The organism is Streptococcus sp. HMSC066F10, assembly GCF_001813805.1.
Classification (GTDB): domain Bacteria; phylum Bacillota; class Bacilli; order Lactobacillales; family Streptococcaceae; genus Streptococcus; species Streptococcus vaginalis.
In genome coordinates this window covers 18362-41991 of sequence record NZ_KV813955.1, presented here as the reverse complement: position 1 = coordinate 41991, position 23630 = coordinate 18362, and the positions used below count along the sequence as shown (strand labels likewise).

Annotated in this window: 26 protein-coding genes and 6 pseudogenes; 6 read left to right on the top strand and 26 right to left on the bottom strand. The window is 38.7% G+C overall.

Features of this window, described 5'->3' with window-relative positions; all coding sequences use genetic code 11:
* Window positions 1-5: 5 nt before the first annotated feature.
* The 6 genes and pseudogenes from hrcA to HMPREF2933_RS09560 all read right to left on the bottom strand — a co-directional run.
* Entirely contained in the window at window positions 6-1040 is a 1035-nt protein-coding gene (gene hrcA / locus HMPREF2933_RS00815; protein ID WP_024052713.1) for a heat-inducible transcriptional repressor HrcA, read from the bottom strand.
* A 266-nt stretch (window positions 1041-1306) separates the two neighbouring features.
* Window positions 1307-2002: a histidine phosphatase family protein gene (locus HMPREF2933_RS00810; protein WP_024052714.1), complete on the bottom strand. Its 696-nt coding sequence runs from the start codon at window positions 2000-2002 to the stop codon at window positions 1307-1309.
* Between the two features lie 140 nt (window positions 2003-2142).
* Entirely contained in the window at window positions 2143-2832 is a 690-nt protein-coding gene (locus HMPREF2933_RS00805) for a histidine phosphatase family protein (protein WP_024052715.1), read from the bottom strand.
* 201 nt (window positions 2833-3033) lie between these two features.
* Window positions 3034-4371 carry a PFL family protein gene (locus HMPREF2933_RS00800; RefSeq protein WP_024052716.1) on the bottom strand — a complete coding sequence of 446 codons (1338 nt, stop codon included), beginning with the start codon at window positions 4369-4371 and terminating at the stop codon, window positions 3034-3036.
* Between the two features lie 12 nt (window positions 4372-4383).
* Window positions 4384-4650 carry an ACT domain-containing protein gene (locus tag HMPREF2933_RS00795; RefSeq protein ID WP_003026213.1) on the bottom strand — a complete coding sequence of 89 codons (267 nt, stop codon included), beginning with the start codon at window positions 4648-4650 and terminating at the stop codon, window positions 4384-4386.
* A 111-nt stretch (window positions 4651-4761) separates the two neighbouring features.
* Window positions 4762-4930 (bottom strand): annotated as a pseudogene (locus tag HMPREF2933_RS09560) (substrate-binding domain-containing protein); the annotation flags it as partial.
* 160 nt (window positions 4931-5090) lie between these two features.
* Between HMPREF2933_RS09560 and HMPREF2933_RS10050 the strand changes: the two are divergent.
* From HMPREF2933_RS10050 to HMPREF2933_RS00780, 3 genes and pseudogenes are all read left to right on the top strand, one after another.
* Window positions 5091-5633 (top strand): annotated as a pseudogene (locus tag HMPREF2933_RS10050) (zinc carboxypeptidase); the annotation flags it as partial.
* Window positions 5624-5845 (top strand): annotated as a pseudogene (locus HMPREF2933_RS00785) (site-specific integrase); the annotation flags it as partial. The pseudogenes HMPREF2933_RS10050 and HMPREF2933_RS00785, both read left to right, overlap by 10 nt.
* A gap of 173 nt (window positions 5846-6018) precedes the next feature.
* Window positions 6019-6216: a hypothetical protein gene (locus HMPREF2933_RS00780; RefSeq protein ID WP_000793100.1), complete on the top strand. Its 198-nt coding sequence runs from the start codon at window positions 6019-6021 to the stop codon at window positions 6214-6216.
* A gap of 183 nt (window positions 6217-6399) precedes the next feature.
* Here HMPREF2933_RS00780 and HMPREF2933_RS09910 read toward each other — a convergent pair whose 3' ends face one another.
* Window positions 6400-6618, bottom strand: coding sequence for a hypothetical protein (locus HMPREF2933_RS09910; protein WP_024052719.1), 219 nt, complete (start codon window positions 6616-6618; stop codon window positions 6400-6402).
* Between HMPREF2933_RS09910 and HMPREF2933_RS00775 the strand changes: the two are divergent.
* A pseudogene (locus HMPREF2933_RS00775) lies at window positions 6591-7562 on the top strand (tyrosine-type recombinase/integrase); the annotation flags it as partial. The gene HMPREF2933_RS09910 and the pseudogene HMPREF2933_RS00775 sit on opposite strands and share 28 nt — an antisense overlap.
* Window positions 7563-7875: 313 nt before the next feature.
* Here the strand turns inward: HMPREF2933_RS00775 and HMPREF2933_RS00770 are convergent.
* The 10 genes and pseudogenes from HMPREF2933_RS00770 to HMPREF2933_RS00725 form a co-directional block, all read right to left on the bottom strand.
* Window positions 7876-8229: a type II toxin-antitoxin system RelE/ParE family toxin gene (locus HMPREF2933_RS00770; protein WP_003070628.1), complete on the bottom strand. Its 354-nt coding sequence runs from the start codon at window positions 8227-8229 to the stop codon at window positions 7876-7878.
* Window positions 8219-8503: a type II toxin-antitoxin system RelB/ParD family antitoxin gene (locus tag HMPREF2933_RS00765; RefSeq protein WP_024052721.1), complete on the bottom strand. Its 285-nt coding sequence runs from the start codon at window positions 8501-8503 to the stop codon at window positions 8219-8221. The genes HMPREF2933_RS00770 and HMPREF2933_RS00765 overlap by 11 nt, the downstream gene beginning before the upstream one ends.
* 246 nt (window positions 8504-8749) lie before the next feature.
* Window positions 8750-9220, bottom strand: a complete 471-nt coding sequence (locus tag HMPREF2933_RS00760; RefSeq protein ID WP_070584625.1) for a hypothetical protein — start codon at window positions 9218-9220, stop codon at window positions 8750-8752.
* A gap of 165 nt (window positions 9221-9385) precedes the next feature.
* A complete protein-coding gene (mobV, locus tag HMPREF2933_RS00755) occupies window positions 9386-10627 on the bottom strand; it encodes a MobV family relaxase (protein WP_070672320.1) in 1242 nt (413 codons plus the stop codon).
* Window positions 10628-10944: 317 nt separating this feature from the next.
* Window positions 10945-11346: a hypothetical protein gene (locus HMPREF2933_RS00750; protein ID WP_070584621.1), complete on the bottom strand. Its 402-nt coding sequence runs from the start codon at window positions 11344-11346 to the stop codon at window positions 10945-10947.
* A gap of 35 nt (window positions 11347-11381) precedes the next feature.
* Window positions 11382-12256 (bottom strand): annotated as a pseudogene (locus HMPREF2933_RS00745) (replication initiation protein).
* A 324-nt stretch (window positions 12257-12580) separates the two neighbouring features.
* A complete protein-coding gene (locus HMPREF2933_RS00740) occupies window positions 12581-13192 on the bottom strand; it encodes a hypothetical protein (RefSeq protein ID WP_142350982.1) in 612 nt (203 codons plus the stop codon).
* 3 nt (window positions 13193-13195) lie between these two features.
* A complete protein-coding gene (locus HMPREF2933_RS00735) occupies window positions 13196-13522 on the bottom strand; it encodes a replication initiator protein A (RefSeq protein WP_070672317.1) in 327 nt (108 codons plus the stop codon).
* Between the two features lie 5 nt (window positions 13523-13527).
* On the bottom strand, window positions 13528-13806 hold the full coding sequence (locus tag HMPREF2933_RS00730; RefSeq protein ID WP_024052730.1) for a hypothetical protein: 279 nt from the start codon (window positions 13804-13806) through the stop codon (window positions 13528-13530).
* A 130-nt stretch (window positions 13807-13936) separates the two neighbouring features.
* A complete protein-coding gene (locus HMPREF2933_RS00725) occupies window positions 13937-14236 on the bottom strand; it encodes a hypothetical protein (protein ID WP_070672315.1) in 300 nt (99 codons plus the stop codon).
* Window positions 14237-14386: 150 nt separating this feature from the next.
* On the opposite strand from HMPREF2933_RS00725, the gene HMPREF2933_RS10535 reads away from it, so the two are divergent.
* Together HMPREF2933_RS10535 and HMPREF2933_RS00715 are read left to right on the top strand one after the other, a co-directional pair.
* A complete protein-coding gene (locus HMPREF2933_RS10535) occupies window positions 14387-14941 on the top strand; it encodes a helix-turn-helix domain-containing protein (protein ID WP_083308021.1) in 555 nt (184 codons plus the stop codon).
* Window positions 14942-15007: 66 nt separating this feature from the next.
* Window positions 15008-16180, top strand: coding sequence for a tyrosine-type recombinase/integrase (locus tag HMPREF2933_RS00715; protein ID WP_070672313.1), 1173 nt, complete (start codon window positions 15008-15010; stop codon window positions 16178-16180).
* Window positions 16181-16495: 315 nt separating this feature from the next.
* Here the strand turns inward: HMPREF2933_RS00715 and rpsI are convergent, their stop codons facing one another.
* From rpsI to cysS, 9 genes and pseudogenes are all read right to left on the bottom strand, one after another.
* Window positions 16496-16888 (bottom strand): 30S ribosomal protein S9, encoded by a 393-nt coding sequence (rpsI, locus tag HMPREF2933_RS00710; protein WP_003035124.1) that lies wholly within the window; start codon window positions 16886-16888, stop codon window positions 16496-16498.
* A gap of 19 nt (window positions 16889-16907) precedes the next feature.
* Entirely contained in the window at window positions 16908-17354 is a 447-nt protein-coding gene (gene rplM / locus HMPREF2933_RS00705; RefSeq protein ID WP_003026230.1) for a 50S ribosomal protein L13, read from the bottom strand.
* A gap of 181 nt (window positions 17355-17535) precedes the next feature.
* Window positions 17536-18405: a DegV family protein gene (locus HMPREF2933_RS00700; protein WP_024052733.1), complete on the bottom strand. Its 870-nt coding sequence runs from the start codon at window positions 18403-18405 to the stop codon at window positions 17536-17538.
* A pseudogene (locus HMPREF2933_RS00695) lies at window positions 18395-18915 on the bottom strand (NYN domain-containing protein). The gene HMPREF2933_RS00700 and the pseudogene HMPREF2933_RS00695 overlap by 11 nt, the downstream one beginning before the upstream one ends.
* Window positions 18912-19640 (bottom strand): 23S rRNA (guanosine(2251)-2'-O)-methyltransferase RlmB, encoded by a 729-nt coding sequence (rlmB, locus tag HMPREF2933_RS00690; protein WP_024052735.1) that lies wholly within the window; start codon window positions 19638-19640, stop codon window positions 18912-18914. The pseudogene HMPREF2933_RS00695 and the gene rlmB overlap by 4 nt, the downstream one beginning before the upstream one ends.
* Before the next feature lie 144 nt (window positions 19641-19784).
* Window positions 19785-20915 (bottom strand): ABC transporter ATP-binding protein, encoded by a 1131-nt coding sequence (locus HMPREF2933_RS00685; protein ID WP_003026236.1) that lies wholly within the window; start codon window positions 20913-20915, stop codon window positions 19785-19787.
* 110 nt (window positions 20916-21025) lie between these two features.
* Entirely contained in the window at window positions 21026-21898 is an 873-nt protein-coding gene (locus HMPREF2933_RS00680; protein WP_024052736.1) for a helix-turn-helix domain-containing protein, read from the bottom strand.
* Window positions 21885-22289 (bottom strand): Mini-ribonuclease 3, encoded by a 405-nt coding sequence (locus HMPREF2933_RS00675; RefSeq protein WP_024052737.1) that lies wholly within the window; start codon window positions 22287-22289, stop codon window positions 21885-21887. Before HMPREF2933_RS00675 ends, HMPREF2933_RS00680 begins: the two co-directional genes overlap by 14 nt.
* Window positions 22282-23625: a cysteine--tRNA ligase gene (gene cysS, locus HMPREF2933_RS00670; RefSeq protein WP_024052738.1), complete on the bottom strand. Its 1344-nt coding sequence runs from the start codon at window positions 23623-23625 to the stop codon at window positions 22282-22284. Before cysS ends, HMPREF2933_RS00675 begins: the two co-directional genes overlap by 8 nt.
* Window positions 23626-23630 lie beyond the last annotated feature (5 nt).

The window sequence follows — 23630 nt, the reverse complement described above, 5'->3', positions numbered from 1 at the left end:
TCGCCTTAATGCACTTCATAATGATTGCTACTCAGATATCTATAAAAATCTGTGAGCTTCATCGTTAAAACGCGATTGACAACATTGAGTTGACTGACAACTCGCTGATAATCTAAATTGACTGGTCCAATGACCGCTAGCATACCAAATCCTCGGTAAGGAATGAGAAATTTGCTAGAGATGAGCGTCAAATTCGCCAGACTGCTTTCTCTGCTGTCTGCCACGCGCACCGTCTGCATTTGATCTTCAGCTAAACTATCTCGAATTTCAAAAGCCACTTTTTGCGGTTGATCAAAGAATTGATAACTCTTTAGATCTGAAAAATTCAGCAACTTCACCTTACCAGATACAATGACATTTTCTTTGAAAATATCACTAAAGATATGCTCGAAAAGATCCATAACATTATCGGTCGTTGTAAAATAACGCTGGATAATTTGTGGAATCTCTGTCCGAATCTTATAGTGAATATCAAGAACTGTCTGTCCTAAGAAACGCTCTTGTATCAATTCCTTCAGCTGAATCAAATCACTTCGCAAGAAATTACGGGGAATCATGAATTGACTGGTAATCGTATTGGACTCATCCAAAGTAAAGACTGCTAAAGCTGTATGCTGGCTGAGAATCACAATGTCAAAAGCCGTCAAGCGTTGTTGACTTGGTTCTACATCAAGTGCTACCACCGTACATCCACTTAACGTTGAAAGAACGTCCGCTGCCTGTTGAAGAACATCCTCTAATTTGAAGAATTCACGGTCAAATGCCTTGATCACTTCGTAGAGTTCATTTTCAGCAAGATGATCAAAGGAAAGGGAGTGTTTGACAAAGTATTGAAAACCTGCCACACTGGGTTTGCGCCCGCTTGATGTATGTGCTTTTTCTAAAAGACCTTGTTTTTCAAGAACAGCCATGTCATTACGAATCGTCGCGCTGCTAGACTGGATTGATTCTTGTAGGGATTTGGAGCCGACTGGCTCATGGGTCTTTGTAAAGATGTCAATGATCAAGTTTAAAATCTCATTCTGACGTTCCGTTACCATGACATCACCCCTTTCAGCTTTGAGCTGGAATATGAGATTTTTTGTTTAGCACTCTAAACACCCGAGTGCTAACTCATGATTCTATTATACACTCTTCCACACCAAAGTCAAGACAAAAACTCAAAAAATTAGCACTCTTTTTGCAAGAGTGCTAAAAATCGGTCCGAGGACCTACAAAATATCTTATAGAAGATGTTATAAATCTTAAGCTTTCCTCAATGTTAAATAAAACCGCAGCAAATTCACACGAATTGCACTACTAAAAACTAATCTTGCTCACCGTCATCCAAATATTTTTTGCCAACAGTGCGGTAAGACATATCTCCGATGCAATCAACTGTGAAGCGACCAGTCTCGTATTCAATGACGGTCACACTACCATTGTCTAAACCATGTGGTCTTGTTTGGTCAATGAGGTACACAAATGTTCCAATGGTCATACCGTGGCTAACAATCAGTGCATTGCCACCACCAGCAGCTTCGATTTCCTTGGCAATATCTGAAAATCCTTCCCAAATGCGGCTACTCAATTTTTCCCAGCTTTCAGCCCAACCAGCTGTATCAACCTCTACCAGACCCTCAGCCAACTCAGGATAACTCAATTGATGAACATGCTCTACATTGAAAACACGAGGCATCACTCCCATAAACAATTCACCATCATAAGCTCCATCAAAACTGCCAAAACACCATTCGCGAAGTCGTTTGTCTGTGCGATAAGGAATGCGTCCGGTTAATCCGAGTTCCTCTAGCATAATTCCCATGGTTTGAATCGTCCGCCCGCTATCGCTAGAAAAAGCTTTTGCAAATTGTAGCCCCGACTCGCGAAGTCCAATTCCTAGCTCACGAATTCCACGTTCTCCCACAGCGGTCAAAGGCGTATCAGACCAGCCTTGCGCCCGACCGATGGTATTAAACATGGTTTTCCCATGGCGAACAATGTATAATCTTGTTTTTGCCATATTTTACCTCCGTTTTTCTTACTATATTATATCATTTTTTGCAGAGAAGCATTTAAGAATGAAAGAAAAATCGGGAGTAAGATAAACGTCACCATTCGTAAAAAATAACTTTTCTCACATTCCCGTTGTTATGATTATTTCTATTCTTCCAATATCTTAGCACCTACTTGGCGATAAGACATATCTCCTAACGCTTCAATGGTGAATTTTCCATTTTCATATTCCACGACCGTTACACTGCCATTTTGTACGCCAGGATTTAAAATAATAGACGGATCAATCAAACAAGCAAAGGCACCGATTGTCATACTGTGGCTGACGACAAGAGCATTGCCCCCGCCAGAAGCCTCTACATCTTTTGCAATGGCTGTAAAACCTTCTAAAATACGTCCACTCAGCTTTTCCCAAGGCTCTGCCCAGCCAGCTGTATCCACTTCGACTAGACCGTCTGCCAATTCCTGCAAGGTTAGTTTCTTATAGTCTTCTACATCCAGCACTCGTGGAATCACGCCATGAAACAGATCGCCACCATAAGCACCGTCAAAACTGCCAAAACACCATTCACGAATCCATTTGTCAAAGGTATAAGGAATTTTGCCGGTTAAGCCGAGCTCTTCAAGGACAATCCCCATGGTCTGAATCGTCCGCCCAGAATCGCTAGAAAAAGCCCTTGTAAATGTAAGTCCTGATTCTCGCAGACCAATTCCTAATTCATGAATGCCACGTTCCCCTTCAGCTGTAAGTGGCGTATCACTCCAACCTTGTGCCCGACCAATTGTATTAAACATCGTTTTTCCATGACGAATAATATATAACTTCGTTTTTGCCATTTCAATCTCCTTTTCAAAAGAAGAAGCTGGGACAAAAGTGCTCAGCTTCCTTTGCTTATATAGTCATAATTATAAGACGCAGTGGCTGAGTGGACTCTAACACGTTGATAAATCAACTTTTACAACCCTACTCAACCGTGCAGAGGTGGGACGATGAAATCAAGTTTCTACGAAACTACTGATTTCTGTCCCACTCTCATTTTAATTTTTAAAACTATGAATCGGTGCTGGAATTTGTCCACCACGCGCAATAAAATCAGCTGATGAAGCTTTATTGACTCTCATCACTGGCGCAGTCCCTAAAAGACCTCCAAACTCAATCATGTCGCCTTCTTTTCCTTTAGGAATAATCCGTACCGCTGTTGTTTTCTGATTGATAACCCCAATAGCGGCTTCGTCTGCAATCATAGCTGCAATCGTTTCAGAAGGCGTGTCAGCCGGAATGGCAATCATATCCAATCCAACCGAGCAGATCGCGGTCATTGCCTCTAATTTTTCTAAATTGAGAGATCCGTTTTGAACCGCTGCAATCATCCCCTCGTCTTCTGAAACTGGAATGAAAGCACCAGACAAACCGCCGACTTGATTGCAAGCCATTACGCCACCTTTTTTGACTTGGTCATTAAGCAAAGCCAAAGCTGCCGTCGTTCCATGCGTACCGACTGTTTCCAAGCCCATTTCTTCCAGAACACGGGCAACAGAGTCGCCGACAGCAGGTGTTGGCGCCAAGCTTAAATCAACAATCCCGAATTTAACACCCAGCCGCTCACTAGCCATCTGTCCGACAAGCTGACCGATCCGAGTGATTTTAAAAGCTGTTTTCTTGACTGTTTCCGCCACTACATCAAAACTTTCGCCACGAACTTTTTCAAGGGCACGTTTGACGACACCAGGACCAGAAACGCCTACATTGATGACGACATCAGCTTCGCCAACGCCATGAAAAGCACCCGCCATAAAAGGATTATCCTCGACCGCATTGGCAAAAACAACTAATTTCGCTGCCCCCATGTCAGAAAGTTCTGCAGTTTCCTTGATGACACGTCCCATATCTGCAACTGCTGTCATATTGATTCCTGACTTGGTGGATCCAATATTAACAGATGAGCAAACCTTATCAGTCTCCGCTAAAGCTCGCGAAATGGAGCGGATGAGGATTTCGTCCCCTTTTTGATAGCCCTTTTGCACCAGTGCAGAAAAACCACCGATAAAATCAACACCGATTTCTTTTGCTGCTCGATCCAGCGCTTTTGCTAGAAGCACATAGTTATCACTATCTGTCGCAGCACCAATCAAGGAAATCGGGGTCACCGATACACGTTTGTTCACGATGGGAATACCCAGCTCCGCAGCTATTTCATCACCAACTGCCACCAAATTTTTAGCTTTCCTTGTGATCTTTTGATAAATTTTTTCTGCTGCTCGCTCAATATCCGTATCAATACAGTCGAGAAGTGAAATCCCCATGGTAATCGTCCGAATATCAAAATTTTGCTCCTCAATCATGGAAATGGTTTCAGTAACTTGCTTTATATCCATTTTTCACCTCTATTAGATATTGTACATAGCGTCAAAAATCGCTGCACTTTGAATGTTAATTTTAACATTGAGTGTATTGCCAAAGGCTTCAAATTCATTGCGCAATTCTGTAAAATCTTTCTTTTCTTCACTAGAAACAACCGCCATCATAGTGAAAAATTCATCTAAAACAGTCTGTGAAATATCATCAATATTCAAACCAAGCTCTGCAATTTTGCTAGACACTCCTGCCACAATCCCCGTTCTATCCTTGCCAACAACCGTAATAATTGCTTTCATTTTTTACTCCAATCAACATGCTTTTCCCTATTGTAGCATAAGTAAAGGAAATTTGCATAAACCGAAAGAGAAAAATACGACTTTTATCCCTTAAGCTCTGCCTAATCGTTATCAATTGATTGTTGATTCTTTCCAATGAACACTACAATCCAGCACTTGTTGTTTTTCTTCTTGATGACGCCCATCAATCTGGTCAATCAAAATCTTGGTTGCACGCTGGCCTTCTTCAAAAGCTGGTTGGCCTTGTCGTGATACTCGGCGAAGATAAGCTCGTCATCTCGATCAACGGACTGAACGAAAACTCGTTCACTTCATCCGAGGGTCAGACAGGCTACCCGAAAACTGGTTTACTCTGCCCTAAAGCGTTTTGTCAAGTATCTTTTTGATTTATTGATGCTTTTTCTTTTGACCTCATCCCCATTTTGAGCAAGAAAAACAGTAATGGTTCTGACCTCAAACTTTCTCTCAAATTCAATGAATTATTTGGAAATGACTTAAGTCTTCGGACACCAAACAATATCCGCAGAACCTATCGACAATTCATCGGAAATCATGAGCTCGTTGGAACAGATGAAGAGTCCGGTCTAACGATTCGAAAAACACTTGTTTTCCGACCATATGAAAACTTCCATACTCACGAAGAAATGTTAGCGGCTATCGAAAAAAGTCGTCAAGAAGCTAAAAATGATCGGCTTGTTCAAATTGAAGACATTGGTACCAGCGCTCAAGGACGGAAAATTAAGTTAGGCATTATCAGTTCTGATCAAAAAAGCATTGATGATTACCTCAACTCAACCAATAAAATGGCGCTAACCAAACCTGCTGAAATGTTAGCAGCCCTCAAAGACGGCAAATTAGACTACAAACTTCCTATCCTCATCAACAACACACATGCTGATGAGCAACCTGCTATTGATATTATTACCGGCTTGTTCAACTCTTTCGCAACCCAAGACCAAATCAGCTTTAAAACGACTCAAGCAGAAGACGGCACCCACGGTTAAAACATGCTACTCCGCATAAATTACGACACACTAGAGCAACACTTGCTAAGAAAGCTGGAATGAGCTTAGAAGCTATCTCAGAAGCATTAACTCATAGTGATACTCTCACAACTAAGACCTATGTCAACACTTCTAATGTTGTCCCTCTATCTGCTGGTCATGTCGCCTATCAACATCTTAAAAATGAGTAGTGCAAATTTAGGGCAAATTTTAGGGCAATTAGGATTAATCACCTATTCACTACCTTTTATGAAATAAGAAACTGATTCGTTTATTTAAAAAGAAGAGGAATTATAAAACGAATATTTTGATCATTTGAGAAAAGAAACATTATTTTTAAGAATTTATCTGATAAGATAGGAGTATGAAAAATTTAAAAGAAGATAACATTCAAAAATCCTTATGGCACATCAAACGACATTGCGAGAATATAGAGAAAAATACTGATGTTCTTAGAAGAAAAATCGAACTCCTTCATCTGAAGGAAAGTGTCGAGATACTAAAGAGAGTTTTTAACGATGAAAAACCCTATCCGAATTTGGATAGGGAGGAAGTTTTTTGAAACTTCGAACCATTTATTGCTTTTGAGCTAGGAAGTTAAGTAGTTCTGAGGTAAACTGAGTCATAGGAATAAATCTCTTTCTAGTAATGTTTCGCAACTCTACTATAACAGATTTATTCCTTTTTGTGTTTACACAATTTATTGTCTACTCTATTTTCATTTTTAGAGCGATTTAATTATTCGTTAACCCTCTCGCCATAAAGCGCCATCTGGAAACAACAAAGCATCTGAGAAATAGCTGTATACCCTAATTTCTTTAGGCTTACTGAACGTCGATCCAAATCTTAGTTGCATAAAATATCTCGGTAATTCTTCAAATTTTATATTGCTATAATCCTTTGTTAAAATGTCTTGTCTTAAAGCATTTACTTTAACCATATAAGGCAGGGCAAACAACAACAACTATAAAACCTCCTACTAAAGCAACCATTTTTCAAACAGAGAGTCTCTTTAGGTTACATATTTTACCAATACTAGGGGATTACTCACTAGAGCATTTAATCAATAATAAACAACTCGTTCTATCACTACTCACTCCTAAAGCAAATAGTTATGCTAATTTCAAAGTAATTAGGAGCTATGTAAACTCTGTTTTTGATTGGGCAGAAGAACTTGATTATATTTCTTCAAATAAGCTTCGAAAAACTATCAGTAGAATAAAAGCTAATAAAAAAATCCTCCTCAAAGAGAATAAACGAGAGGAGGATCTTTCTCTTGATGAGGAAGAATTGAAACTATGGTTACAAGCTTTTGATACTGATCTTGCAAAGGGTGATATTGATTTCAAGGATTATACACTATTTTACACAACATTCTTCTTATCCGATCGTAAATCAGAAAGTTATGCACTACAGTGGAAACACATTGACTTTTCTACTGGAGAAATACTAATAGAGCAAGCATTAGACCGCTTTGGAAATGTAAAATCTACCAAGGGAAATAAAAGGACAATCTTTAAAGCTCCAATCGAGCTACTAGAAATACTAAAAAAATGGAAAATTCAACAACAAGAAGAACTCAAACTTTTTGGACTACGACAAACACAGAAACAATTTGTGTTTACATATAATGACCGGACTAATAACATAAATTTACCTCTCCATACAGACTATCTCAACTACCGAATGAAATCTGTAAGAAAAAGACATCCCGAATTAGCACCAGCTTCACCACACAAACTAAGACATACTGGTGCTACTCTTGCTAAACAAGCAGGTATTTCTCTTGAGGCCATTTCAGAAGCTCTTACTCATAGTGATAAAGAAATTACAAAAACTTACGTTAATACCAAAGATAAAGTCAATCAGACTGTAGGTGATATTGCATTTCGTAGTTTAAAAAATTGATGGGGTGAATTTTGGGGTGAACTTTGATTTTTTGAAACAAAAAAGACATCCAAGAGTAAATTCTTGAATGTCTGTAAACGTTGATATAATCGTATTGATTAACGTTTTGAGAATTGTGATGCTTTACGAGCTTTCTTAAGACCTGGTTTTTGGTTCACTCGATTATTTAAACTCAAATACCATTAAAATAAACGTTTCTAAAACAAAAAATCATCAAAAATCTTATTTATAAACAAATATCTAAACCTAAACGGTATCAAAAAGGTATCAATTTTCTATAGTTTCGGAGCTTATAAAATAAACGAAATCTGTCTCAATCATTTGAGCTTTTTTTATTGCTTTTTCGTAGTAAATTCACATAATCACTCTTAGTATGAAAGAGATGCGACAAGAATACAACTTTATCTTCTTCAATCACAAAATACAGTAGCACATATTGTCCAATAATTTTTCCCCTAGTCAAATACTTGCTATTTATCTTAACGCCTATTCGTTCATCAGCATCAAAACCAGCCTCTGGAAAAAGCTCCAGTTCCTGCAATCCATTTAAAATTTTAGCAATCGTATTTTTTGCTGATTGCTCTGATAACAATACATTTGAAATATATTCATGAATATTGTCTATCGCCTGGCTGACCTCTTCTGAAAAAACAACTTTATAGACCATAGCGTTCCCTCATTTCTACTAAGGAAACGCCTTGTCCTTCCTCGTACTGTCTCAATGCTTTTTCTGACTGAGACTGTAGTTCCTCAATCAACTGTTCTCTATGCAAATCTTCAGCTGTCTTAATAGGCAAATCTTGCTCAAGTACAATTTGCTCAACAAAAAGCGTGATGGCTTCAGTCATGGTCATGCCCTTTGCCTTAATAATATTTCGAGCTTGTTCCATAGTGGCCTCATTCAACTTAAAATTATATTGCTTTGATAATGTTATAGCCATGATATATCTCCAATCTATATTTATAGATTTATTATATACCATGTATAGATTTTAAGCAAGTAAAAATCCTAGTTATCAAAAAACTAGGATTTTCCCCAAATTCGCATTTATCGCAATAAGCGACGCAACGCCTTATTCGACTGTCTCACAGAGCGGCCAAAAAAGCGTAATACAGAAAATGCAATCATCCAACCAAATAGCGTTTTTCTCATAGCGTTATCTCCTCTCTCAATATTATACTACAGGTTACTTCTTACTAGAATTTTTACGGGCGATTTCCTCTCGTATTTTCTTCTGATGAAATTCTATTTTTTCATGAGGAAGCATATTGCGATAAGCCCTGATAAAATCACGATAAACCAAATACTTTTTATTAGGGTTTACTAAATCCTCTACTAGCTGAGAACAACCTAGTCTGAAGGCTTCCAAATCTTCAATGATGATATATAAGTCCAATTTTTCTTGAATAAAACGGATATTGTAGTTATCCTTGAGTCGTATTTCTAGAACATTGATAGATAAATCTTTCGTCCAAAATTCCTGACCTTGTTCATCTTCCAGAATAGATGTTTCAATAATACTTAGGGGCAAAGCAGGTAATAAATCTTCACCTGTCGTTTCTTTATGGACAATTTGTAAGAAGCCTATCAATTCCTTTCCAGAAAAAGGGGTAGGCTGTGAGATTTTATAAACAAGTGGTTTATTAGTATTAGTCATGTTCTTTCTCCTTGTTCATTTATTCCATGGTTCTCTTGACAACAAGTAACCTAGTCTCTTTTAGCCTTTGGCAATCGGTCGTCAGCTTTTCAGCCTGCCGACTCGACTGACTTTAGTCTAAAGTCGACTAGCTTGTTATCAAGAGACTTTCACGGCATAAAGTGCTTAAAATATATTTTTTTCAATCATATTTTTAACACTTCGAGCGACTGACATAATGGTTATTCTTGGTGGACGTATTTGATTTATGACATGTAACATTCTGCCGAATTCTTTAGGATGCATGTAATTTCTTGCTGTTTTGCGCCAAAGTGCAAGTTTTTTATTTACGGCATTTAATTGCTCACCTAATCGTTTTATACTTTCATTGAGTTTTTTATTTGCGTGTTTTAGTTTATCGACTTCTGATTTTAGCGTACGATTTTCAGACAATATGTGATCACTCTTCATCAGTTCTTTAGCTAAGTTATTCTGTTTAGAAAGTGATTGCTGTAATTGATGTTCAAGTTTGCTGTTTTCGTGCCTTAGCCTATTATTGTCTAGGGCATTTTGAGAGGCTGTATGAAAGAGTCTGTCATAGGTTGCTTTATCCATTTTTAGTTTACCGTCAAATGTACGTCTGACTAATTTGTCTTTCTTCATTTCTTCAATCTGTAGAGATTGAAGAGACTCCAAAACAGCTATATCATCTAGTAAAGCATCTTTCTCTTTTTCGTGTTGCTTGATTTTTTCTGTAGTTTGCTTTTCCTGTTTTTCTAGTTGCTTTAGTTTTTGGGTTTTATCAACTATCTTTCTATCAGTATCATCTAGTAAGCGTTGCTTTTCTTTAAATTCTGCTGTTTCTAGGTGTTTCTTCTTGCTATCAGACCCCCCACGTTGCAAATTATATCCGTGTTTGTTCAGGTATTTAGGAAATGCCTCTTGAATCTCTTTCAGTTGGTCACGACTGCCAAATAATGACTTAGAGCTTAACTTGCCATTTTGCATAGGTACAAGTCCTAAGTGCATATGTGGCGTACTCTCGTCAAGATGTACCATAGCATAAGCGATATTACTATTACCGTATCTTTCAGCAAAGAAATTTTTTGCTGTTTCAAAAAAATTCTTAATCTGAGCCGGACTCATATTCTCAAAAAATGCCTTGTCTGATGTAATAATCCATTCGTTACACAAAACGGCATCTTTACGTAGAGCACGTTTGGATATTTTATTATCGTTGATGTATTGTTTAATCTGTCTATCGTATGGGATAGAGCGGTCACGGTCGGTTAATTCATAGTTTAGGTGAGTTTTTTCTGGGTCAATATCCTTGTTCGAGTGATTTTCAAAAATTCGTTCATTGTGACGATAGGCACCACCAAGATTTCCAGATTTCATTTTTTGCATTCTAGCTACTGCATAACTCATAGTTTGTTCTCCTTTCTCGGCTCAAAGGGTCGCCGAGCTGGTGGCGGAAGATTGCCACCAGGACTAAGTGACCCATAGGGTAGATTTTTTCCTGAAGGAACGGCACGACTTCCATGTAAAGTGTAACGCACTACACTTTACTCCGTAAATGTGCGTTCTCCGAAGGGTCTTGCAGACGACACATCGCTCCGAATACAGGAGCGACATCGAATCACCTCTCGAGCCACAAGAGGAGTTTCGACTATACTCGCCGAAGCGAGTAGGGCACTCTGTCGGTGCCCCAGGGTCGGACGCTTCGCATTGTCCGACAAATGCCGTCAGAAGACGGCAAAGGCTAAAGCTACAAGGAAAGCTATAGATACAGTAGTGAGTGCAAGCATTAAGTAAACTCTATGTTGTTCCAATCGTTCAGCATAATCTGCCCAAGCTTTTAAGTTTTGTTGCTCACTCTTCCGATAGCCTCTCAAAAGTTGCAAATCTTGTTCTAGTTGTTTGCCTTGTTCTTTAGCCTCCTCTAATTCTTTCTCAAGTTTAATCACATCATTTTCAAAATGATAATCTTCAAGTATTCTAATGCCTATTAAATCAAGGTTTTCAACCTTTTGGTTGTCTAGGTATAAATGACCTTTCAACCTCTCTTTATATTTTGGAGATCGTATCCGTTTATAGATGGATTGACTACTAACTCCCAGGATATCAGCGTAGTCTTTTATTCTCATTTTAGGCCTCATAACTCCTTGTTAATACTGGATTTTCAACCAAATGGTTGAAAGCTATTTTTGTTTCTCTTCCCCCATAATATGCAAGCTGTTTTTCTAATATTGGTCGTTCATGTTTTAATAAATCTTTCATCAATTTCAGATAGTCAATATCAGATGTTTTATAGGTTTCTAAAATCTTTTTATATTTAGTTCTTGTATTTCTATGTAATTTTTGCCAAACATTTTTATTGCGTGTATATGCGACTAAATATATCTGAGTTTCAACTGGTAAATCATCAAACATAAAAGGTTTAAAGATAATAGAGTCAATGACCTCGAATATTTCTTCAACCGAGCGACTCCGAAGCTGAAATTCTAAGCGCCACCAATGCTTAAATTGACTTGCAAATTCCTTTTCTTTGTCAGTCCCATTTTCTAGTTGCTCTTTTTTCTTGTTATACAGCCTAACCTGTTTTTCCGAGCGAGAAGCACCTAAATACTTCGTTTCTAGTTTTCCAGTATCTGAACGAAATTCTTTGGTCGCAGTGGGGCGCCCTTTTTTCTCTAGCACAAACTCACTACAATCAACCTCAAACAAATCAAAAGCTAAGTCAGCACGAGATATTGAAATATCTTCAAGATATGGTATAATAGTGTCTATAATTTCAGTATCTACTGAACGGAGTTTATTAGGGTTGAACTCCAAACGGAAAGGGCGAGCATTAAAGGCTTGTCCTTTTATTTTGTCATATTCCATGTGGAGCACAACTTGACCTCTATCCTTTGTGTAAGCTCTGAACATATCAGTCATAGCAGTCTGGACGATAATGGCTATATGACTTTCTATCAAACTTTTGAGATCAAGGAGTTTGATAGGTTTGATATAAGCTGTAATAGTGATGTTGTCTAAGCTAACTTTTAATTCCAAATCAACCTCCTTTCTTGTAGAGGTCGCCTATCGGCGCCAATTTTTTTGACTGCGTAAAGGCCTACGTAAAATGACATTCTCGGGGGAGCAACCCCGAGCCGACTTCGTCGGACCATTTTCATTTTGCTCCAGCCAAACTTGCCAAAAAACGGGTGTAGTAAATGCACATCAGATGTGCACATAGCGGGCTGTTAGAGGGCGCCCTGTTATAAATTTTTCGTAGCACCTCAAAATCTGACCCCTAAAATCTATTTTCATAATATTTTCACAACTGTTTTCATAAATATTTTTGACTAGAAATTTTGTAAATCTGAAGGAGATTTTTTAAAAAAAGTCTTCTCGGTCAACTAAAAATATTTTGAGGATTTTTTCAATAATCTCATCAGGTGGCACCTGTTTATTTTTCTTGTAGCTAAAGAAACGGTCTTTAGTTTTTTTGATTTCTCCTAAATCATCTGACTCGTCAGCAAACAACAACTCATTCAATTCAAACCAACGTAGTTCAGATTGTTTGCGGAGTATTTCAAAATTTCTCCAGAATGTCCGACCTTCATCTAATTGATCCATCTTTCTCATCAGTTGAATTCTTTCGATTTTTCGATATTCTTTCGGCAAAAGTACCGTCACATACTCAGGAGACATGTTTGAATAGATAACCTCTTCTGTTACAACAATGGGAAGCTTTAGGGAACTATCAACATCTTTCAAAATCTTTCGAACAAATTGACTAAGGGTAATTTGTGTATTCAACTTATACTTCAACATCTTAGTGCTTAGTAGTTCAAAGATATCAGTTGACCTAAAAAGCCATTCCATCAGTGTTTTAGTATCTATATCTTTGCTTGAAAATGCTTGATAATCAAGATGATAGCTGTCCAATCGTGATTGGATAGCTTGATTAAGTGCATTATCTTTCCCAAAATAAATCTTTATCATTTTTCATACCTCGTTGATATACATTTTATAGGGCAAACTGTGACCATAATAAATATCTACTCTTTCACGTTCAATCAGATTGACTTCTTCCAATCGTCGCATAATGGTTCTCATTGTAGTTCTACTACAAGAAAACATCTTGGCTAACTCGTTTAATTTAAAATTTAAATAGACACTCCCATCAACATCTATCCAACCTTTTTCAGGTGCTTCTATCTGCTTGTCTTTTAGGACAGCATAGACAAACAAGTCTGTAGCAGACAGGCTACTGTAAAAATCATCTTGTAATAAAATTTTAGGTATTAAGTAATTTTCGTTATCATAGTCCATAGCTCTTACCTCTCAAACTGTTCTAACCACTGAGCGACCTTGTGCTTGTCGTACAAGGTCACTCCGTCAATAACCATATGTGGCATGCCTTCCTTCTGCCATTTGACAATAGTCGTCGTTGAGACATCTAGCCAACGGCACAAGCCTGCCATACGAACCATAGGCTTATAAAGTTCCTTGTCTTCAAGGGCTTTTTCTATAGCCTTCTGGACCATGGTATCGTAGCGAGAAAGCAATTTCTTTTCAGTTACTTTTGGGAGTTGTATAGTAAATCCTTCTGTCATCTGCGGGTTCTCCTTTTTGTTAAAATCGATTTTAAGCTATTTTCATTTCCTATTTTCTGGAGATGGCTCAATCTAAAACAGTTCCATAGGGTAAATATACCTGTCTAGTATTTCAGACCGAGCAACACTCCTATTTTTCAAGGCTGGTTCTTGCTTGTTTCATACGTTCAGCAAGTTCTTGACGTTGTTCTTCTGTCATCTTGCGTTTTTTCTTAGGAAATACGTTGATTCCAAAATCCTCACCAATCTTCATAATGGCATTGAGCCAAATCGTTCTGCCTTCTTCTTCCTCAGTGTTTAACACTTCATAGGCTTCAGGAAGTTTTAGCACTTTTTGAATGTGTGGAGAATAATTTGTTTCAATCGTCCATTGTTTAGCCAGTGCGTCAAATCGGACAAACGTTTCTTGTTCTTCTAGTGTATAAGCCATAATTTGCCCCTTTCTTTATTGTATAAGCTTCGAAAAAATTAAACATTTTTGTTTAATGATTAGATTTTATAAAACATTTTTGTTTTTGTCAACTAAAATTATACTTATTTGTTTAAAAATGATAAAATAATGCTTTGAAAGGAGTTTTATATGTCTAATATTGATGATATTTTTGAAAAACCACCAACAAGAATACGAGAGCTAATTATAAAATCTGGAAAAAAATTAAAAGAGATTAGTAAAGAAGCTGACATTCCTTATGGTGCTTTAAGTTCTTACAATCAAGGTATTAGGACGCCTAAAAAAGAAAATGCTATAAAACTAGCTAATTATTTTGGTGTATCAGTTCCATTTTTGTTAGGAAGAGATAGTATTCAAGATGAAAAAGAAAACACATTGAAAAATCTTACTGAAGATGCCAAAGTTGCCTATCTTCATTTGGTGTATTTAGCGCAGTCTAGTAAAAATTTGAATATCCTAAATAACGAGGATATTCAAAAATTACAATCTATCCATGAAAAAAAGAAAAAGACTTTAGATAAACTAAAGGACTTACAGAACTGCTTATTCAAGTTAGAAGCGGAAGAAGAGACCTTACAAGACAAATTCAAAGTACAAACAACTGAAATATTTAATAAAATCTCTAATGAAAAAGGAGAAATTGAACTTTCCTTACATGACTTAAAACAATTACTAAATAAATAATCTGAATTGGTCATAATTTCTTTATTTTATAAGCTTCGAAACCTAAAAAATAAAGGAGAAATTACAATGTCCATTCACAAATACCCAAGTAAAAAAGCCAAAAATGGCTATTTGTATTTAGTCAAGGTCTATATGACTAGAGACGGTCGACGTGCAGACCATATCAAACGTGGCTTTCGTACTCGAAAGGAAGCCAAAGACTACGAAGCTAGACTTATTTATCTTAAGTCCTCAGGAAAGCTAGAGGAGTTTATCAAACCTTCTCAGAAATCCTATAATGAAGTTTTCGAAAAGTGGTATCAAGCCTACCAAGATACGGTAGAGCCGACAACGGCTTCACGTACTCTTGATATGTTCAGACTCCACATTCTGCCAGTTATGGGAGAGTTTCCTATCAGCAAAATCTCTCCCCTAGACTGCCAGAACTTTATCACAGAAAAAGCTAAAACCTTTAAAAATATTAAGCAAATCAAGTCTTACACTAAAAAAGTCTTTGATTTTGCAATCAAGATGAAATTGCTTAAGCATAATCCTATGGCAGAAATCATTATGCCAAAGAGAAAGAAGATACGGACAGAAAACTATTGGACGGTTCAGGAGCTACAGAAGTTTCTAGCTATTGTCCTTCAGGAAGAGCCTTACAAGCATTACGCACTGTTTAGACTACTTGCCTATAGCGGCTTAAGAAAAGGCGAGCTATACGCTCTTAAATGGGGTGATATAGATTTCCATAGTGAGATACTAAGTATCAGTAAGAGCCTAGGACGACTAAACGGACAAGCTATTGAAAAAGGCACTAAAAACGATTTTTCAATTCGAAAGATTAAGCTAGATAGCGAAACTATCTCTATTCTGCAAGAATGGAAGTCAAATTGCCAAAAAGAAAAGGCACAACTAGCAGTCGCACCTCTTTCTATCGAACAAGATTTTATCTTCACTTACTGCACACGTACAGGCTCAATAGAGCCACTACATGCAGACTATATCAACAATGTACTTTCAAGGATTATTCGAAAACATGGCTTAAGGAAAATCAGTCCTCACGGCTTCAGACATACTCATGCTACCTTGATGATTGAAATCGGAGTCGACCCTGTCAACACTGCCAAAAGGTTAGGGCATGCAAGTAGCCAAATGACTTTAGACACCTACAGCCATTCAACAGCTAACGGAGAAGATAGAACCATCAAACAATTTGCGAGTTATCTAAAAAACAATACAAAAAACTCCAGACAGTAAGTCTAGAGTAGAGTAATGCGGGCGATTTGCATCGCAATCCCGATTTTTTAGAAGAATTTTCTCCAAGGACAGCATCGAAGCCTGTTAGGAATGAATCCCAACCTGATTTTCCTGTCATTACACTCTCAAAGTTTAACATAAACAGGAAGTATACGTCAATTATATAAACTATTCAAAGATAAGAATATAATCAAAAAAGATGTAAAAGTTTTTCCAAAACGGTATCAAAAAAGGTATCAAAAGCAAAAATCAACTAAAAAAAGCACCTTGCAAGAGACTTGCAAAATGCTTGTAATCGTTGTTGTAAAGCGGTTCTTAACGTTTAGAGAACTGGCTAGCTTTACGAGCTTTCTTAAGACCTGGTTTCTTACGTTCTACCATACGGGCATCACGTGTAAGAAGACCAGCGCGTTTGAGTGAGTCGCGGAAGTCTGGGTCTACTTGAAGAAGGGCACGAGCGATACCGTGACGGATAGCTCCTGCTTGACCAGCGTAGCCACCACCGAGAACGTTTACGAGAACATCGTATTGACCAACAGTTGAAGTAACTGCGAATGGTTGGTTGATGACAAGGCGAAGATCCGCGTGTGGGATATATTCTTCAACATCTTTTTTGTTTACGGTAATTTTACCAGTTCCTGGAACAAGGCGAACGCGTGCAACAGCGTTTTTACGACGTCCAGTACCTGCATATTGTGCTTGTGACATAGCTTATTTGTTCCTTTCCTTAGATAAGTCCTGAAATATCAAGAACTTCTGGTTGTTGTGCAGCGTGCGTGTGTTCAGCGCCTACAAATACTTTCAATTTCATACCTTGAGCACGGCCAAGAGTATTATGTGGAAGCATACCTTTAACTGATTTTTCGATCAAACGAACAGCGTTCTTAGAACGGAGTTCACCAGCAGTGATTGATTTCAATCCACCTGGGTACATTGAGTGAGTGTAGTAAACTTTATCAGTTGCCTTTTTACCAGTTAATTTTACTTTTTCAGCATTGATAACGATCACAAAGTCACCTGTATCAGTATGAGGTGTGAAAGTTGGTTTATTTTTTCCACGAAGTACGCTTGCTACAACAGCAGAAAGGCGTCCAAGAGGTACATCAGTAGCGTCTACTACATACCATTTACGTTCAACTTCACCTGGCTTAGCCATGTATGTTGTTTTGTTCATGATTTCTCCTATATGAATATCGTTTTTGTTTACAAGGCGGATGTTCCGGTCCGCAAGTTATTTGGAAGGTTCCGGGGCCTTACAAATGGGGTAAACAATACCGTTTACTATCATACCAAATTTTAGGGGTAAAAGTCAATATATTTGATAAATTATTTATGAAAGAACGGTTTCATTTCGCTTAATCTTGATTTTCATGGGCAATACTGAATAGTCCCAAAGTTCCAGGACCCGTGTGAGTGGAAATGACTGGTCCTAATGGTAAAATTAAAACTTCATTGACTTGCTCAGAGGCAAGAAGCTGATTTTTTAAGACTTGAGCCACCTCTTGGCTGTCTGCTCCTGCATAGGCAATTACCACGCGCGGATCGGCAATATCTTCCAAGGTCATGCGCACCACCTCAGTCTGAGCCTTTTTCTTCCCACGGACTTTAGCCACAGAATCTAGCCTTCCATCTCCCTTAACTGCAATGACTGGCTTAATATTGACTAAACTTCCCATGAGAGCTGCGGTCTTTGAAATTCGTCCACCACGCATAAGATGATTTAGGTCATCTACTAGAAAATACGTTTTCACTTTTGGAACTAAAGATTTTATTAAGGCTACTACTTGTTCCAAACTTTGACCGGCAGCTTTCGCTTCCACCGCTTTCATCACCAGAATACCTTCTCCCATAGATGCCGCCTTGGTATCAATAATCCGGATAACTGCTTTTGGAAAATCTTCCAAAACCATATCCCGTGCCATAACCGCACTTTGGTAAGTTCCTGACAAGACTGAAGCAAACGCAATATAAAGAACTGGCATGCCGACCTCAGCATAGCGACGAAAGATATCTTCAAACTGACCGACATTGATTTGGCTGGTTGTTGGTTGGCTCCCTGCTTCCATTTTAGAGAGGAGCTGCTCACTCGTCAGTTTCTTATCCCCGACCGTTTCATAAGTTGTCCCGTCCAACTGAATAGTCAAGCCAAGGATTTGAACATCATTTTTCAAAGCCCAGCTTTCTGGAAGATCTGTGGTTGAATCAGTTAAAATTTTAAAAGTCATCTTTCTTTTTCTCCATCATTTTCTGTAAATCGCGCAAGGTTGGATTGTCCATAGGACGCAAAGGTGGTTTTCCCATTTTAAGCTGTTGGCTCATTTGATTGAGATTTGACTTTGTAACAGCTACTCGCTTTTCTAGTTCACGAGTCGAAACACGCAAAGCCCCTTAAAGACAGTCCACTGCTCATTTAAGTCGCTCGTTGCCACAGATACCTGATTTCTAGGATTGTTGAGATCAGTTGCCAAACGCTCAATGTAATCGTCTGCTGTTTCTTCTTCCTCAGTGAACACAACCGTAACATTGAATTCATCATAAGTCTGGCGAACTCCCGGCATATACTGCGCATCAAACACACAGATAATTTCCAACTGTTCAAAACTGGCGTAATTACTGAGTTTGTTAAGCAGAATGGTTCGTGCTGCATCTAATTCCCCTTTGTTAAAGAGAGAACGAGTCTCTTGCCAAAAAGCCACCATATTATAGCCATCTACTAATAAAATTTTCCGTTTCATAGGCGATTTCTAAATACTTCATACATGAGAATAGCCGCCGCCACACTAGCATTAAGGCTCTGCACATGTCCATTCATAGGAATGGTAAGCATTTCATCAACTCGCTTTTTAATATTAGCAGAAATGCCCTTGCCTTCATTGCCGATAATCAGAGCCAGTTTACCTGCCGTATTCCACTTAGTCGAAGGGGTGCCATTCATATCTGTGCCAAAAATCCAAAAACCTGCATGTTTTAGTTTATCCAGAGCTTGGCTAAGATTGGTCACACGAGCAATAGGAATATGCTCCACCGCACCAGTAGAGGTCTTGGCGACGACCGGCGTGACACCAACCGCTCGATGCTTAGGAATAATGACACCTGTAACATTTGTCGCATCAGCCGTCCGTAAAATAGAGCCTAAATTATGCGGATCTGTTAGACCATCTAAAATGAGCAAGAGAGGATTGTCTTCCTGAGTTGCCATTTTCAACATCGCCTCAAAATCCGTATAAGCAAATTCTGAAACACGCAAGACAAAACCTTGATGAACGGCACCGTCTGTCATTTCCTGTAGTGTTTTTTTACTAGTCCAAGAAATGGAAACCTTTTTTTCTGCTGCCAAATCTTTCATCTTAGCAACATTTTTTCCACGTAGGTCATCTTGAATATAGAGTTTATTTCCAGTATTGGTCATGAGAGCTTCCGTCACAGCATGTACGCCGTAAACAATATCGTTATTTTCCATAACTTTAGTATAACATAAAATTTAAAATGCTTCTTCTTATTTATAAATCACCTTATAGTTAACTTCTATAAAAAAACGCAGGAGTCTTGCATCAAACAAGGCATCCTGCATTTTCTTATTAATTTATTCTAGAGGCGTTGTAAATTAGTAAACTGTCTTTTCTGTTTCTGGATCAAAGAAGTGTGCTTTGTTCAAGTCAAAGCCAAGGTCAATACCTGCTCCAGCTTTGAGGTAATCACGAGCGTCTACTTTGGCAATAAATTCATTATCTGCAATTTGGCAATACAAGTGAGATTCAGAACCAAGCAATTCAGATACAGAAATTTTAGCATGTACAACTGAATCTGGGAAGGTTTCAAGGAAAGCAGCTTCTGTATTGATGTCTTCTGGACGAATACCAAAAATGAGTTTCTTGCCTTCATAGCCTTTTTCACGAAGTACCTTCAAGGCACCTTCTGGTACTTTCAGAGAAAGGTCTTGTGCTACAATTTCATCACCTTTCAAAGTTACATTGATGAAGTTCATCGCTGGGCTTCCGATAAAGCCTGCAACAAATTTATTGACTGGGTTTTTGTAAACTTCTTGTGGGGTACCGATTTGTTCTATACGTCCAATTGTCCCCGTTCCTGAAGGATTCTTTGTTGCAGACATGATAACGATACGATCAGCCAAAGTCATTGCTTCTGTTTGGTCATGGGTAACATAGATAGTGGTTGCCCCAATACGACGGTGGATTTTAGCAATTTCTGCACGCATAGATACCCGCAATTTCGCATCCAAGTTAGAAAGTGGTTCGTCCATAAGGAATACTTTTGCATCACGAACAATAGCACGTCCCATGGCTACACGTTGACGTTGACCACCTGAAAGGTCAGCTGGTTTACGATCCAAGAATTCTTTCAAACCAAGAATGTCCGCTGCTTCATTTACACGTTTTTCAATATCATCCTTGCTGTATTTACGAAGCTTCAAACCAAAAGCCATATTGTCGTGCACGGTCATATGTGGATACAAAGCATAGTTTTGGAAAACCATAGCAATATCACGGTCTTTTGGCGCTACGTCGTTCACCACGCGCCCGTCAATTGAACATTCACCTTCTGTAATATCTTCAAGACCAGCAATCATACGAAGTGTAGTAGATTTCCCACAGCCTGAAGGTCCTACGAAAACGATAAATTCTTTATCTTTAATATTCAAGTTGAAATCTTCTACAGAGTAGTGTTCGCTGTTTGGATATTTTTTGTAAATGTTTTTTAAATTTAATTCTACCATAAGATGGAACTCCTTTGTTATTATGATTTTATTATATATGAAAACGCTTCATTATCCTATGGCAAAGTGAACAAAATAAAAAAAATGTTTTGTGCAGGATGCACAAAACATTACACTAAATCATTGATGACAATATGGTAACACAGGGTCAAATCTGTCAGGTCTTTTAGCTGTAAGCCCGTCAGTTCTTCCCATTTATCAATGTGATATTGCAATGTGTTCCGATGAATATACAACTGCTGGGCAGCTTTTGTCACAACCGCCGTATTTTCCCACAAAGCAGCGATAATATCAATGAGCTGTTCCTGACTTTCAATCAATTGGTGAAGTTTCTTTGTTAAAATTGGCAATATGAAATCGTTTTGGCTAATCCCCCACAAAAAGAGTTGAGAAAAAGAATGCACATTGGAATGCTGAGCCTGTTCCCACCACTTGGAAAAAAGGGTATTCTCTGCTTGAAATAGCTCAGGATAGTTTTCCTCAAAAATGCGAGTCCAAATCTGTCCGATTTGAATTGTCAGAGTTAAGCTAAAGTCATATTCGATAGCCGATAAAGTATCACGGAGAACATCTTTTACAGGGACTAATTGCGTTTGATCCAGCACAAAGATGTAATCCTGAGAGGACAGCTGAAAATCTGCTATTCTATTAGGCAGTATGGTTCGCATCATTTCCAACCAAGACCCAATTGTTTCATTTTCATAATGGAATAAATGACAATGGACGAACTGTAGCTTTTGAACGTTTTGAGGCATTTTGCCACGGTTATGAACCAAATAATCATACCAAGGTCCACCATCAAATGCAGAGTCTTTCCCAGTCAGTAAAGAAATAAGTTCTTGCTCTCGCTCTGTCAGACTGCTTTTTTTTAATAACAACCATTGCTTACTTGAAATGGGAATTGCCACTTCATTTTCGTTTGCATTTGGATTGGATTGAAGGCTACCTTGAGGGAACCATTCTAAAAGATTAGTTTTTACCATGCTGTGCGCCCTCCACTCTCACAATACACCAATCAATCAGCTCTTCTAAACGCTTGATTTGATCGGTCATGTGTAAATATCCCAGAACAGCTTCAAAACCTGTCGACATGCGATAGGTCACAATATCAGCATTTTTAGCCTTTGTATGGCTGTTGGCATTGCGCCCGCGCTTGTAGATTTCTTCTTCCTTTTCTGTCAGAATTTTTTCTTCCAACATTTGAGAAATGAGGTTAGCTTGCGCACGAGCCGACACATACTTGGTTGCTTCTCTGTGTAGCTGGTTCGGTTTTGTCAAGCCTTGGAAAATCAAGTGACGGCGGATATAAGTTGAGTAGATAGCATCGCCTTCAAAAGCCAAGGCAATACCATTTATAAGATTGACATCAATCACGGATCCACCTCACTCCGTCCTTGGTATCTAAAAGCTTGATCCCTTTAGCTGCCAATTCATCACGGATTTTATCAGCTGTTGCAAAGTCCTTGGCAACACGCGCAGCTTGGCGCTGCTCAATCAAGGCTTCAATATCCGCATCCAGTACTTCTGCTGTAAAGACAATACCAAAAACTTGCAGAAGCTCAGCAAAAGCTGTTTTTACTTCTTGACTGTAATGACCAGAATTGATCCACTTAGCCAGTTCAAAAACAACTGTAATCCCATTTGCTGCATTGAAATCTTCGTCCATAGCAGCTGTAAATTTATCCAGAAAAACCTGCAATTCTGTCAAATTGACCGTTCCCGTAAAGGGTTGCTCGTAAGTATTTTTCAGATATTTTAGATTCACTTCCGCATCGTGGACGGCTTTTTCTGTGAAATTGATAGGTTTGCGGTAATGCTGAGTTGCAAAAAAGAAACGCAGTACCTGTCCGTCAATGGTTTTAAGGGCATCGTGAACGGTAATGAAATTCCCCAGAGACTTAGACATCTTGACATCATCAATATTGACAAAGCCATTGTGCATCCAGTAGTTGGCAAAAGTCTTTCCAGTTTTAGCTTCTGATTGAGCGATTTCATTGGTATGGTGCGGAAATTCTAAATCAGCTCCGCCACCGTGAATATCAATCGTATCTCCCAGAATTTCTGTCGCCATGACGGAGCATTCGATATGCCAGCCTGGACGACCAGGTCCCCATGGGCTGTCCCAGAAGATTTCACCGGGCTTAGCAGCCTTCCAAAGAGCAAAGTCCACTGGATTTTCCTTGCGGGTGGTCTCCTCATCTGTCCGACCAGAAGCTCCAAGCTCTAAGTCTGCTAGACTTTTATTGGCTAACTTAGCGTAATTAGAGGACTTTTCAACCCGAAAGTAAACATCCCCCTCTGACTCATAGGCAAATCCTTTGTCCACCAAGACCTGTACAAAATCAATGATGTCCATCATGTAGTCCACTACGCGCGGGTGTTGGGTAGCTGGTTGAACCCCCAGCGTCGTCACATCCTCACGAAAGGCAGCGATGTACTTGTCCGCAACCTCCTGAGGCGTAATGCCTTCTTCCTTGGCGCGATTGATAATCTTGTCATCCACATCCGTAAAGTTGGAAATATAGGCAACCTCATAACCACGGTACTCAAAGTAGCGACGAATAGTATCAAAGGCTACTGTTGAACGGGCATTCCCCACGTGGATATAGTTGTACACAGTTGGCCCACAGACATACATCTTAACCTTATCGTCCTCAATCGGGACAAATTCTCGCAAATCACGGAACATGGTGTCATAGATTTTAATCACTCACT